13 protein-coding genes are annotated in these 13443 nt (G+C 59.2%); 5 read left to right on the forward strand and 8 right to left on the reverse strand.

Features of this window, described 5'->3' with window-relative positions; translation table 11 throughout:
* The first annotated feature begins 39 nt into the window (after positions 1-39).
* On the forward strand, positions 40-744 hold the full coding sequence (locus tag KEC16_RS14480; RefSeq protein WP_211550171.1) for an ATP12 family chaperone protein: 705 nt from the start codon (positions 40-42) through the stop codon (positions 742-744).
* Position 745: 1 nt separating this feature from the next.
* Here KEC16_RS14480 and KEC16_RS14485 read toward each other — a convergent pair whose 3' ends face one another.
* Positions 746-1774, reverse strand: a complete 1029-nt coding sequence (locus KEC16_RS14485) for a hypothetical protein (protein WP_211550173.1) — start codon at positions 1772-1774, stop codon at positions 746-748.
* Positions 1775-2242: 468 nt separating this feature from the next.
* Here KEC16_RS14485 and KEC16_RS14490 point away from each other — a divergent pair, with 468 nt between their 5' ends.
* From KEC16_RS14490 to KEC16_RS14500, 3 genes are all read left to right on the forward strand, one after another.
* Positions 2243-3775 (forward strand): acyl-CoA carboxylase subunit beta, encoded by a 1533-nt coding sequence (locus tag KEC16_RS14490; protein WP_211550175.1) that lies wholly within the window; start codon positions 2243-2245, stop codon positions 3773-3775.
* Between the two features lie 14 nt (positions 3776-3789).
* Positions 3790-5778 carry an acetyl-CoA carboxylase biotin carboxylase subunit gene (locus KEC16_RS14495; RefSeq protein WP_211550177.1) on the forward strand — a complete coding sequence of 663 codons (1989 nt, stop codon included), beginning with the start codon at positions 3790-3792 and terminating at the stop codon, positions 5776-5778.
* A gap of 177 nt (positions 5779-5955) precedes the next feature.
* Complete coding sequence (locus tag KEC16_RS14500) at positions 5956-6297, forward strand: YegP family protein (RefSeq protein ID WP_211550179.1); 342 nt, start codon at positions 5956-5958, stop codon at positions 6295-6297.
* A 78-nt stretch (positions 6298-6375) separates the two neighbouring features.
* On the opposite strand, the gene KEC16_RS14505 is transcribed toward KEC16_RS14500, so the two are convergent.
* Entirely contained in the window at positions 6376-6570 is a 195-nt protein-coding gene (locus KEC16_RS14505; protein ID WP_211550181.1) for a DUF2061 domain-containing protein, read from the reverse strand.
* Between the two features lie 255 nt (positions 6571-6825).
* On the opposite strand from KEC16_RS14505, the gene KEC16_RS14510 reads away from it, so the two are divergent.
* Positions 6826-7212, forward strand: coding sequence for a Fur family transcriptional regulator (locus KEC16_RS14510; protein WP_283091925.1), 387 nt, complete (start codon positions 6826-6828; stop codon positions 7210-7212).
* 140 nt (positions 7213-7352) lie between these two features.
* On the opposite strand, the gene KEC16_RS14515 is transcribed toward KEC16_RS14510, so the two are convergent.
* The 6 genes from KEC16_RS14515 to KEC16_RS14540 all read right to left on the reverse strand — a co-directional run bounded on the left by KEC16_RS14515 (position 7353) and on the right by KEC16_RS14540 (position 13340).
* Positions 7353-8462: a NapC/NirT family cytochrome c gene (locus KEC16_RS14515; RefSeq protein WP_346344094.1), complete on the reverse strand. Its 1110-nt coding sequence runs from the start codon at positions 8460-8462 to the stop codon at positions 7353-7355.
* Between the two features lie 124 nt (positions 8463-8586).
* Positions 8587-9573, reverse strand: a complete 987-nt coding sequence (locus KEC16_RS14520) for a cytochrome-c peroxidase (protein ID WP_211550187.1) — start codon at positions 9571-9573, stop codon at positions 8587-8589.
* Between the two features lie 186 nt (positions 9574-9759).
* Positions 9760-11010 (reverse strand): replication-associated recombination protein A, encoded by a 1251-nt coding sequence (locus KEC16_RS14525; protein ID WP_211550272.1) that lies wholly within the window; start codon positions 11008-11010, stop codon positions 9760-9762.
* 44 nt (positions 11011-11054) lie between these two features.
* Complete coding sequence (locus tag KEC16_RS14530; RefSeq protein WP_211550189.1) at positions 11055-12467, reverse strand: DegQ family serine endoprotease; 1413 nt, start codon at positions 12465-12467, stop codon at positions 11055-11057.
* 56 nt (positions 12468-12523) lie between these two features.
* Complete coding sequence (locus KEC16_RS14535; RefSeq protein WP_211550191.1) at positions 12524-12904, reverse strand: Hpt domain-containing protein; 381 nt, start codon at positions 12902-12904, stop codon at positions 12524-12526.
* A gap of 4 nt (positions 12905-12908) precedes the next feature.
* A complete protein-coding gene (locus KEC16_RS14540; RefSeq protein WP_211550193.1) occupies positions 12909-13340 on the reverse strand; it encodes a response regulator in 432 nt (143 codons plus the stop codon).
* Between the last annotated feature and the right edge of the window lie 103 nt (positions 13341-13443).

Here is a 13443-nt window from a genome sequence, read left to right on the forward strand (position 1 = left end):
GTATTTCGGCAGCTTTCTTTCGCCACGAGGATCGGGGCCATGCTGGGTAAGACCATAAAGCGCTTCCATAAACAGGCCGGCATCGCCGCCAGCGATGCCGGCTTCGCCGTGCAATTGGATGGGCGCGGCGTCAAAACCCCGGCGGGCCGCGCGCTGCAAGTCCCCAGCGAAAAACTGGCCTGGGCCATCGCCGCCGAATGGGATGCGCAAGACGGTGAAATCAAGCCGTATTCCATGCCGCTGACCCAATTGGCCAGCACCGCACTGGATCGGGTGGGGCCGGAACGGGCGGTGATCGTCGACCAGATGGTTGCCTATGCCGCCACCGATCTGTTGTGCTATCGGGCCGAATCTCCGTCCGATCTGGTGGCGTTACAGACGCGAGAGTGGCAGCCGTTGCTGGATTGGAGCCAGGCGCATCTGGCCGCCGGCCTGCGTGTCACCACCGGGGTGATCGCCATCGACCAGCCGGCGGCGGCGCTGACCGCCTTGCGCGCCCGGCTTGATGGCTATGACCTCTGGCGGCTGACGGTGGCGCAGGCGGCGTGTTCCGCCTCGGGCTCGTTGGTGCTGGCCCTGGCCCTGACCGAGGGGCGGCTGAGCGGCGAGGAATGTTTCACCGCCTCTAATCTGGACGAAGCCTATCAGATGGCATTGTGGGGCGACGATTACGAAGCCGCCGACCGCCGGGCCGAATTGCTGCGCGATATTCAGGCGGCGGCGGATTTGTTGTCGCTTGTTTAGATTAGTTGCCGCCGAATAAGTGTTTGACTTTTTCAAGGTTTGAATCGCGCAACATCTGGCATATCAAAAATCCAGCAAGAGCCGCGCCGAAAATGCCAAACAACTTTATGTTCACAAATAGAAATCCGCTGCTCGACATATCAATTAGCAAAACTAAGAGCACGGCAAAGGATAGGACAACGAATTTTTTCAAGACATAGTACCCTATTTTTCTTCTGGCTATTGACATGGCAATACGTTTATTCAGCGGCAAATTTTCGATTTTGTGTTCTATATCTTCATGAAAAAACTGCCATACTATCGACAAAATGCCGCCGAAGATCGCGCCGACAAATGTCCAAACGAGAGGTGTTTCAAATTTTATTTTGTGGGTAAAGGAGAATGGGTAGGTTAACGGATTTTTTGTGTTTTCTTTATTATTTTGACTATCAGTTGCGTTACTTTCATTTGTCAACATATTGACGGTGCCATCAATTTTAACGCTTTGCTCCATTTCCGGCCGGTCAATTAGATATTCTGGGATGGATATTTTCGGAGAGCACTTCCATCGCAAGACAGCATCGTGGCCGGTTGATAATATAATTTGTTCCGTGTCATCACTGGCGCAAGTGTTGTCACTATTGGCGCTGTGTTGAACGCCTTTTGTGCTGATGAATTCTTCATTATTATTTGTTGTAGAATTGACTGGAAGTTTAATTGATATTTTTTTGGGGTCAATTCCGATAGAAACTGGAAGATTATTTTCAATTCTTAAGTCTAAAATGAAAAAATTACCAAAAGAAGCTCGTGTCGGTGTTGGTATCACATTAAAAGATATAGAGCGCTTTGCGAGCATTCTTATTTCATTCATTCGAGTAGTGTTGTTGTGATCTTTTTCTTCCTTGACTGCTGCATTCACTATTTTTCTGACATAGTCATCGTATTCAGGCAAAGAGCATCCCCCGGCTTTGGGTGTGGCCGTATGGGAGGTGTCGGCTGTCGCGGTATGGGTCAGCGCTAGAAAAATAAAAGTTATAAGGGTGATGCGCATGACCGAATACAGCTCCGTGAGTCTGGTATTCAGATTTATCAATTAAAGGTAGATCATTCAATGGGGATGAATCTGTTTTGAGAGGGGCATCATTCAACCCTTGGAATGCGACGGATTCCCGGACGGCCTAAATTCTCGCGATCCGAGGGCTGAAAACCTTCCACTTACCGGTAATAATCTTGCGGCAGCGCCTGATTTCGGCCGTGGCGGCTAATTCGGCAGTTTTCTGCCGCTTTGCGGTAAATAATTTGGTATTCGTGGGCCGTGTTTTTTCGGTGGCATGACAGTCGTGGGAATGGTATCTGCACTTCCCTGACCATAAGGGTGGGGGCTTTACTGACCCCATCGACGCCGAACGGCGAAGCCCTGATACCGGTGCGGCGTGGCCGCGCAGTTCAATCAAGTTGGGTGGCCCGTCAATCCCGAAAGCGAAACGCGCTTTCGGGGCGGGACACCAGGGGGAATCGGATGCAGGAAATCATTCGTCAATTGGAAGAAAAGCGAAACCGCGCCCGTTTGGGTGGGGGGGAAAAGCGTATCGCTTCGCAACATGCCAAGGGCAAGCTGAGCGCCCGCGAACGCATCGAATTGTTGCTTGATCCCGACTCGTTCGAAGAATGGGATATGTTCAAGGAACATCGCTGCACCGATTTCGGCATGGACCAGCAATCCATCCCCGGCGATGGCGTGGTGACCGGTTACGGCACCATCAACGGCCGCTTGGTGTTCGTGTTCTCCCAGGATTTCACCGTGTTCGGCGGCTCGCTGTCGGAAGCCCATGCCGAAAAGATCTGCAAGATCATGGACAAGGCGGTCCAGGTCGGCGCTCCGGTGATTGGCCTGAACGATTCGGGCGGCGCCCGTATCCAGGAAGGCGTCGCCAGCTTGGCCGGCTATGCCGAAGTGTTCCAAAGGAACGTCGATGCTTCGGGCGTGGTGCCGCAGATTTCCATGATCATGGGCCCGTGCGCCGGCGGCGCCGTGTACAGCCCGGCCATGACCGACTACATCTTCATGGTCAAGGACAGCTCGTATATGTTCGTGACCGGTCCCGACGTGGTCAAGACGGTGACGCACGAGACGGTCACCGCCGAGGAACTGGGCGGCGCCATCACCCATTCGACCAAATCGGGCGTCGCCGATCTGGCCTTTGAAAATGACGTCGAGGCGTTGCTGCAACTGCGCCGCTTCATGGATTTCCTGCCCAGTTCCAACCGTGAAAAGCCGCCGGTGCGTCCCACCGCTGATGGCCCCGAACGCAAGGAAATGAGCCTCGATACCCTGATCCCCGACAACACCAACAAGCCCTACGACATGAAGGAACTGATCCTCAAAGTCGTCGATGAAGGCGATTTCTTCGAGGTTCAGCCCGGCTATGCCGGCAATATCATCGTCGGTTTCGCCCGCATGGAAGGCTCGACCGTCGGTATCGTCGCCAACCAGCCCATGGTGTTGGCCGGTTGTCTGGATATCGATTCGTCGATCAAGGCGGCCCGCTTCGTCCGCTTTTGCGATGCCTTCAACATTCCGGTGGTGACCTTCGTCGATGTGCCCGGCTTCCTGCCCGGCACCGCCCAGGAATACGGCGGCATCATCAAGCACGGCGCCAAGCTGCTGTACGCCTATGCCGAGTGCACGGTGCCCAAGATCACCGTCATCACCCGCAAGGCCTATGGCGGCGCGTACGACGTGATGAGCTCGAAGCACCTGAAGGGCGACGTCAACTTCGCTTGGCCGACGGCCGAAATCGCGGTGATGGGACCCAAGGGCGCGGTGGAGATCATCTTCCGCCAAGACATCGGCGATGCCGACAAGATCGCCGCGCGCACCGAGGAATATCGGCAGAAATTCGCCAATCCCTTCATTGCCGGCCATCGTGGCTTCATCGATGACGTCATCATGCCGCACTCGACCAGGAAGCGCATTTGCCGCTCGCTGGCCATGCTGAAGGACAAGAAGCTGGAACGGCCGGTGCGCAAGCACGGCAACATTCCGCTGTGATGGGGGGACCCCGCATGTTCACCAAGATTCTGATCGCCAATCGCGGCGAAATCGCTTGTCGTGTCATCAAGACCGCCAAGAAAATGGGCATCAAGACGGTGGCGGTGTATTCCGACGCCGACAAGGATGCGCTGCATGTGCAGATGGCTGACGAAGCCGTGCATCTGGGCCCGCCGCCTTCGGCCCAGTCCTATCTGCTGGCCGACAAGATCGTCGAAGCCTGCCAGAAGACCGGCGCCCAGGCGGTGCATCCCGGCTATGGCTTCCTGTCGGAAAAGCGCGAGTTCCAAGAGAAGCTGGCGGCTGCCGGCATCGCCTTCATCGGTCCCGATGGCCATGCCATTTTCTGCATGGGCGACAAGATCGAGTCGAAGAAGCTGGCCCGCCAAGCCGGCGTCAACACCGTTCCCGGCCACATGGATGTCATCACCGATGCCGAGCATGCGGTCAAGATCGCCGGCGAGATCGGCTATCCGGTGATGATCAAGGCCTCCGCCGGCGGCGGCGGCAAGGGCATGCGTCTGGCGTGGAACGAAGCCGAAGCCCGCGAGGGTTTTGTCTCGGCCACCAACGAAGCCAAGTCGTCCTTTGCCGATGATCGCGTCTTCATCGAAAAGTTCATCGAACAGCCGCGCCACATCGAAATCCAGGTCCTGGCCGACAGCTTCGGCAACACCATCTATCTGGGCGAGCGCGAATGCTCGATCCAGCGGCGTCACCAAAAGGTGATCGAAGAAGCGCCGTCGCCCTTCCTCAGCCCGGAAATGCGCAAGGCCATGGGCGAACAAGCCTGTGCCTTGGCCAAGTCGGTGCAGTACAAATCGGCCGGGACCGTCGAATTCATCGTCGGCGGCGCCACCGGCGAGTTCTATTTCCTGGAAATGAACACCCGCTTGCAGGTCGAGCATCCGGTGACCGAAATGATCACCGGCCTTGATCTGGTCGAGCTGATGATCAAGGTCGCCGCCGGCGAAAAGCTGCCGATCACCCAAGAACAGGTGAAGCTGAACGGGTGGGCCATGGAAGCCCGCGTTTACGCCGAGGACCCGTTCCGCAACTTCCTGCCTTCGACCGGTCGTCTGACCCGCTACCAGCCGCCGGCCGAAAGCCCGCAGGTGCGCGTCGATACCGGCGTCTATGAAGGCGGCGAGATCAGCATGTTCTACGATCCGATGATCGCCAAGCTGATCACCTATGGTCCGACCCGCGACGCCGCCATCAATCACATGCGCGACGCGCTCGACGCCTATTACATCCGTGGCCTGTCGCACAACATTCCGTTCCTGGCCTCGCTGATGAGCAAGGATCGATTCGTTAAGGGCAACATCACCACCAATTTCATCGCCGAGGAATATGCCAACGGCTTCCACGCCAACGATCTGCCGGCCGATGATCCGACCGTGCTGATCGCCGTGGCGGCGGCGGTCAAGGCGGCCATCAGCGCCCGTAACATCAAGGTGAGCGGGCAGTTCCCCGGTCACGAGATGAAGGTGCCGGTTCAGTGGACGGTGGTGCTCAACGGTCAATACCATGACGTCGAAACCCGGCCGGCCGAAGGCGGCTTTGCCGTGGTCATCGGCGGCGAGGCGGTCAGCGTCAAGACCGACTGGCAGATCGGCCAGCCCCTGTTCCGGGGCACCATCGAAGGCCGCAACGTTTGCGTTCAGGTCGATCGCGACGGCGTGTCCTATACCTTGGCCCATGCGGGCAGCCGGGTGAAGGCCATCGTCCTCACCCGTCAGGCGGCAATTTTGAACAAGCTGATGCCGTTCAAGGCGCCGCCGGATATGTCCAAGTACCTGCTGTCGCCCATGCCCGGCCTGCTGCGCGCGGTCGAGGTGGTGGAAGGTCAGGAAGTCAAGGCCGGCGAGGCTTTGGCCGTGGTCGAAGCCATGAAGATGGAAAACATCCTCAAGGCTGAACGCGATGGCACCATCGGCAAGATTCACGCCCAGCCGGGTGAATCGTTGGCGGTGGATCAAAAGATCATCGAATTCGCCTGAAATCGGCCTGAATCATCCCGGTTTTGGCCGGGATGATTGCGGACGAAAGCGCGAAAGCAAAAACCCCGGAGCGATCATGCTCCGGGGTTTTTGCTGTGGGCGCGATGAAATACAACTTTCTGGTGCCGCCATCATCTGTATCATATGTCCTATGTGGAATGGCCACATGGGATAGAAATGGAGCGGGTGATGGGAAAATACGTGATCGAGACGGCAAAGAACGGCGAGTTCTTTTTCAATTTGAAGGCTGGGAACGGAGAAAAAATCCTGACCAGCGAGACCTACAAAGAAAAGGCGGGGGCGAAGAAGGGCATCGAATCCGTTCGTGTAAATAGCGCCCTTGACGCTCGCTATGACCGCCTTGCTGCCGCCGGCGGCAAACATCGCTTTGTTCTCAAGGCCGGCAATCACGAGATTATCGGAACCAGCCAGGCCTATGAAAGCGAGCAAGGCATGGAAACCGGGATTAATTCGGTGAAGGCCAATGGCCCCGATTCCGAAGTGGTGGACAATACTTGATCCTGCCCGCGCGGGTCCTTGCAAAGGGTGAGCGGGAAGAAGATTGTCCCGAGGGCGGAGACGGCCTCGGGACTTTCTTCAGCCGACGCTGATCCGGGGCCCCAGCTTGGCCCAAGCCTTGTCGTGCAGGTGGCTGGCGACGACGTTGCACACCGGTTCGATCAGTGCGATCAGCCCTCCCAGGGCCAGGGATCCGGTCAAGGCATAGGTGACGGCCACGGCGACGACCAGATGCAAGCTCAGCTGGCTGGTCATCTTCATCATCTTGATCATGGCCTCTCTCCTGTCCCGGTATTTCCTGGGGCTGATGATACGGAGAGGCGGGTGATCGGTGAAATGGATTAAAATTTAAAACTAATCGATAAAAACGATTATAGTTTATCTTGGAACCATTCCAATAAGGCCCATCTTACCTTGAATGATTCCATGTTACGGACGTACCATCGCCCTATGCCCAGCCACACGGGCATCCCCTTTGGTGGGAGGTTTCGATCCATGCTTGTCCGCCATCAAGCACCAGAACAAAATATGCTGCGTGAGGCCGGTATCCGTCCGACCACACCGAGAATGACCATTTTGCGCGCTATCCTTGACGGGGGTCACCGCCATCTGACGCCGGAATCCTTTCATCAGGAACTGGTCGATGCGGGCCATGAATTTTCCCTGGCCACGGTCTACAACACCCTCAACCATTTTTCCGAGGCGGATTTACTGCGTCGAGTCGGCTGTGGGGATCGTCATTTTTTCTGCACCAACACCAAGGAACATCATCATTTCTATGATGCTCGGACCGGCCGCATCGAGGATATCCCCGATCCGCAGCCGCTGATCGCCGGCTTGCCCGAGCCGCCGCCGGGCATGATGATCGAAGCGGTGGAGGTGGTTATCCGCTTGCGTCGGCTTCCGCATAGCTGAATTTGGCGCGTCTTGCGCCCATCATCATTCCCGCATTGGGGGAATGATGATGGGGTGTGCGGCATAAGCCGCCCGGCCCCGTGGGCCTAACCAAATCCCGATGAATTTCACCATGAGTTTTCACCCACGGGGATTTGGCGTTACTTCTCTCCATCCTTGGCTTGACGTTGAAGATCGGTCAGCAACAAGCCGGCCTCGGCGTCGCTGAGCGGCGTCAGCCGCTTCATGGAATTCATATGGCCGACCCAATCATTGGCCAGATAAGCCGCGGCCGGGCGACGGACATGGCACAAGGTGCAATTATCCTCGGCCATGCGGTCGGCGTAATCCCAAAGCGGCTGGGGATCACGCAGAAATCCGCCGGCTGGAACCCAGGCTTGCAAATGCGTTTCGGTCCAGGTTTGGCCGGTATCGGCGTCTTCGACCTCGCGGCCGGGACGCAATCGCGCCAGGGCCGGTTCTTCCAGAATGGCCAAGGTGATGCGTTTGCCTTGACGGGCATAGAGAACGCTTTGGGTGCCATCGCGGCGCCAGCCGCCGATGTCGATCTTGACGAAGCCTTCCGCCACATCCACCACCCGGACAGCGTGCCCGGCCATCAACTGTCCCTCTGATGGGGCATGCGGGGTTGGAGAAAGCGGCCGGCTTTCCACCCCGGTGACCACGTCGCCAACCGCGGGGAGTGTCTTTGCCGCAATGGCTGACAGGGCGGTGAACATGCGGCGGTGATGGGCGGTGACGTCCGGCATCTTGTGGGCGATCGCCTTATGGCAATCGATACAGGTCTTGCCGTCCTTGGCCGCGTCGCGCATGGCGCGGGCGGCTTTGATGGATTGTTTATGAAAGGCCATGGCCTCGAAGGAATGGCAGTTGCGGCATTCTTGCGAATCGCCGGCCCGCATGCGGTCCCATTCCCGTACAGCCAAGGTGTGGCGCTTGGCTTCGAACTTTTCCGGGCTGTCGATGGAGCCGATGGCCCAATGAAACACTTCGCCGCTGGCTTGCATCTTGCGGATCAGTTTGTGCGACCAATCGCGCGGCACATGGCAATCGGCGCAGGTGGCGCGGATTCCGGAGGGGTTGAGGAAATGGGACGATTGCTGATACTCGCCATAAACGGTATCGCGCATTTCGTGACACGAGATGCAAAACGCCATCTGGTTGGTGGCTTCAAGCGCGGTGTTGAAACCGCCCCAGCCGATTATTCCGGCGAATATGCCGGCCAGACCGATCAGCACCCATTTCCGCACAGCCCGCATCCCCTTTGCTGAAACACTGGGGCCGGACGACATTATTGTCGTCCGGCCCCAGCCATAATGGCAGGCAGATACCGGCCAAGAATGTTGGCCGGCATCACCCGCCCCACCCGACGGATCAGTCGAAGGGCTTGGGCTGCGGGGTTGAATCGTTGGACGGCGGCAGGATCGGCAGCATGAAAGCGGGCTGATCGCCGGTCAGGGTCTTGAGGAAGGCGACGATCTTGCCGTTTTCCTCGGCCGAGAATTTCTTGCCCAACTGAATGCGGCCCATGGTGTCCACGGCGCTGGACAAGGTGGTTGCGGCGCCGTCGTGGAAGTAGGGATAGGTCAGTTCGACATTTCGCAGCGTCGGCACCTTGAAGAAGAAGCGGTCGGCTTCATCCTTGGTGACGGCAACGCGGCCTTCGGCCGGGCTGGAGGCGGTGTAGGGCTCGACCACGCCCATCTTCTGATAGGTGTTGCCACCGGCGGCGGCGCCGTTATGGCAGGCGGTGCAGCCAGAATCCTTGAACAATTCATAGCCGGCCAGTTCAGTGGCGGTCAGGGCCTTCTTGTCGCCCTTCAGCCATTTGTCAAAGCGGGCATTGGGGGTGACCAGGGTTTCTTCGAAGGTGGCAATGGCCTTGGTGACGCCATCGACGGTGATCTTGTCCGAATTGAACACCTTCTTGTACTCGGCCACATAGGCGGGGATCGATTGCAGCACCGACAGCGCCAGGGTGTGGGTCGAAGCCATCTCGCCCGGATTGGCGATGGGGCCGCCAGCCTGGTCTTGCAGGGTCAGGGCGCGGCCGTCCCAGAATTGGGCCAGGTTCAAGCTGGAATTGAGCACGGTGGGGGCGTTGATCGGCCCCTTGTTCCAGTTGTGACCAATGGAGGTCTTGAGGTTGTCGGTCCCCCCCATGGACAGGTTGTGGCACGAATTACACGAAATGAAGCCCGACTTGGACAGGCGCGGATCGAAAAACAGCTTCTTGCCCAGTTCGGCCATGGCCGGGTTGGCGATCTTGGCGGCCGCGATCGGCTGGATCGGCTCGTCGGCGGCGAAGGCGGCGGAAGCCGTCATGGTGATTGCAAGGGCAATCGGGAATAAAGAGCGCATGGGAAAAATCCCCCTAAAGGACGTACGATTTCAACCCTCCGATCATGCGCAGCCTGAATTATTCTTCACAAATCGAGTAATTCTAAAAAGGCATGTAAACTCGTTAAGAATCAGGTTATTACAGTGGTTTAGGTAATTTGGAATAATGCTAAAATGATGGCGGTTGCTTGCGGCCAAGGCGTCAGGCTACCCCTGACCATCCTGCTTTTTGGCGCGCAGCCGATCCCAATAGTCCAGACGCTTTTTCACCTCGCGTTCAAAGCCGCGCTCTGGCGGGTCGTAGAAGCGCCGCCGGTTCATGCCGTCGGGGAAATAGTTTTGCCCGGAAAAGCCCTCGGCGGTGTCGTGGTCGTATTGATAGCCGGCGTTGTAGCCCAGATCCTTCATCATCCGCGTCGGCGCGTTCAAGATGTGCATGGGCGGCATCAAGCTGCCGGTCTCCTTGGCCGATTTGCGCGCCGCCTTATAGGCGGTATGGGCGGCGTTGGATTTGGGCGCGGTGCCGAGATAAACCACCAATTGGGCCAGGGCCAATTCGCCTTCGGGACTGCCCAGACGTTCATAGATATCCCAGGCGGTCAGCGCCTGGACGGCGGCGTTGGGGTCGGCCAGACCGATATCCTCGACGGCGAAGCGGGTCAGCCGGCGGCAGATGTACAAGGGATCTTCGCCGCCTTCCAGCATGCGGGCCATCCAATACAGCGCGGCGTCGGTGTCGGACCCGCGCAGGGATTTATGCAAGGCGCTGATCAGGTTGTAATGGCCTTCGCGGTCCTTGTCATAGGCGGGGGCGCGTTGCTGCACCACCTTGGCCAGGGCGGCGGCGTCGAGCGCCGGTTCGGCCGGCAGGATCGACAATGCCTCGATCAGATTAAGGAAATAGCGGCCATCGCCATCGGCCATGGCCTTCAAGGCCGCGCGTGAATCGGTGGTCAGCGGCAGCGTGCGGCCCAGCTCGGTTTCGGCTCGATCAATCAGGGCGTCCAAGGCGTCGTCGTCAAGACGTCGCAGCACCAACACCTGACAGCGCGACAGCAACGCCCCGTTCAGTTCGAAGCTTGGGTTTTCGGTGGTGGCGCCCACCAGCACCACGGTGCCGTTTTCGACAAAGGGCAGGAATCCGTCTTGCTGGGCGCGGTTGAAGCGATGAATTTCATCGACGAACAAAAGCGTGCCGCGTCCGGTTTCCTTGCGCTTGGCGGCGGCGTCGAACACCTTGCGCAGATCGGCGACGCCGGAAAAAACCGCACTCAGGGGCTCGAAATGCAAATCGGTGCGCGCCGCCAGCAGGCGGGCGATGGTGGTCTTGCCACAGCCGGGTGGTCCCCACAAGATGCTGCTGGTCAGTCGTCCGGCGGCGAGCATGCGCCCCAATGGACCCTCGGGGCCGATCAGGTGGTCTTGTCCGACCACCTGCTCCAACCCGGCCGGCCGCATCCGGTCGGCCAGGGGACGATCTTGCGGACGCTCGAATAAAGAGCTCAACCGCCCACCTGCAAACTCATTTTCTCGCCATCGCGTTCAATCGTCAGCACCCAGGATTGGGCGTTGACAGATAAGGCCTTGCGGGCATCGGCGACGGAGGCGACGGGGATGTCGTTGATCCGCAAGACGATGTCGCCGGGTTCGATGCGCAGACGATGGGCGATGGAGCCGCGCTTGATCTTCAGCACCACCACGCCGGCGGCCGTGCTGTTAAGGCCGATTTCCTCGGCCAGGGCCGGGTTGAGGTTGGCGATCACCGAACCGGTAAAGGGATTGGCGCCGCCAACTTCGGTCACGTCGCGTGCCGGGGTTTCCGGCGGCGCGATCAGGTGGACGGCCAGCACCCGTTCGGCCCCGTCACGCAACAGCGTCAGCCGGGCATCCGCCCCCGGCCCCAAGGTGGCCAAACGAAAGCGCATGCCCTCGGGGTCATCGACCTCGCGCTCGTTGATGGCGGTGATGACGTCGCCGGATTTCAAGCCGGCGCGGGCGGCCGGGCCGTCCTTGTGGATGTTGTTGATCAAGATGCCCACCGGTCGGGCCAGACCGATGGCCTGGGCCAGTTCGTTGGTCACCGCCTGCCCCGACGCCCCCAGCCATGGCCGGATCACCTTGCCGCTTTCCTTGATGCTGGCCAGGACCGTGCGGACCAACGAGGTGGGAATGGCGAAGCCGATCCCGTTGGAACCGCCGCCTTTCGAGAAGATGGCGCTGTTGATGCCGATCAACTGGCCATTCATGTCGACCAGGGCGCCGCCGGAATTGCCGGGATTGATGGCGGCGTCGGTTTGGATGAAGGAACGGTAATCGGTGATGCCGATATTGGTGCGGGCCAGGGCGGAAACGATGCCGCTGGTCACCGTCTGGCCGACGCCAAAGGGATTGCCGATGGCGATGACCAGATCGCCCACTTCCAAGGCGTCGGAATCGCCCATGGGCAGGACCGGCAGGGATTCCTTGCCCGGCTCGATTTTCAGGACGGCGATGTCGCTGCGTTCATCCGAGCCGACGATGCGGGCCTCGAATTCGCGGCGGTCGGACAGCACCACGGTGACCTCGTCGGCGCCCTTGACCACGTGGTGGTTGGTCACCACCGTGCCGTCATGGGTGACGATGACGCCCGAGCCCAGGCTGTTTTGCACCCGCTCTTGCGTCATCCCCTGGGGCAGGGAATCACCGAAGAAGCGCCGGAAGAACGGATCGTTGAGCAGCGGCGAGGTGGCGGTTCGCACCACGCGCTTGGTGTAGATGTTGACCACCGCCGGCGCGGTTTGCTTGACCACCGGGGAAAAGGATTGCTGGAGTTGCGGCCGCGAGGTCGGCACGCTTTGCCCCCAGGCCGGCAAAGCCACGGTGGCGGCCAAAAGCATGGCGGCGGCCAGCGGAGTACACAAACGCAAGGCGGTCATTGGATAATCCCATCAAGACGAATCGCCTTAATAGTATGGGGGGTTTGCCGGTACGATCAATCCAGCCGTTTCAGTAATTCGCGCCCTTGTGCCCCCCCATCGTCGGTCAGGCGGTGGCTGATGACGGTTTGCATGGAGTGCAAGAGGCGGAAAATGCCGCTTTGCGGGGGCGAAGGGGCGTGCAGCATCTGGCAAAGACGGGTGCCGATGGCGGTGACCAACGGATAGCCGAAGGTGGCCGCCTGACCCTTGATGTCGTGGACGATGGTGTACAAGCGGGAAAGATCACCGCTGTCGAGACAGGCTTGGGCGGCGGCCAAATCGGCTTCGACCCAGCGCAGATAATCATCGCTCAGTCGGGCCAGGGCGGCTTCGGCTCGGGCCAAGGCATCGGGAGACAGATCGACGGAATCATCCTTGTCGACGCTGTCGGTCATGATCTTATTCCGCCGCGGAGCGCGCGGCGCCGCCGCGACGGGCGCTTTCCGCCAGCAAGGCCCCGGCCCGCTGGATGACTTCAATGGCTGAGATGGGTTTGCCGATCATCTCATCGACGCCGGATTCCCACGCTAATTCCAGCATGGCGTGGTGCCCGCTGGAGGAAATGCCGAGAACCGGGGTGTGGCGGTCGCCGAATTCGCCTCGCCGTAGCCGATGGACGAACAACAAGGCCTCGGTGGCGTCGCCGCTCAGATCGATGACGATCAGATCGGGCAGATTCTTGAGAATCATCGTCGCCGCCTGGATGGTGGTGCGGGCTTCCTCGCAGAAGCGGACGCCCACGGCGGTCATCAGGGTGATGACGAGGCGACGCATATGGGCGCTGGCGTCGATGACCAGAACGCGGGCCTTGGTGTCGTCTAGCCTTAACATCCTCGGGCCAGCCCTTTACATTGGGGTTCCGGGTCGTGACGCATCACTGTTTATAACGCGTTCAGCAAACATACAGGCTTGACCCGATGTGCGCAACTGAACT

The organism is Magnetospirillum sulfuroxidans, from assembly GCF_018224925.1.
Lineage (GTDB): Bacteria > Pseudomonadota > Alphaproteobacteria > Rhodospirillales > Magnetospirillaceae > Magnetospirillum > Magnetospirillum sulfuroxidans.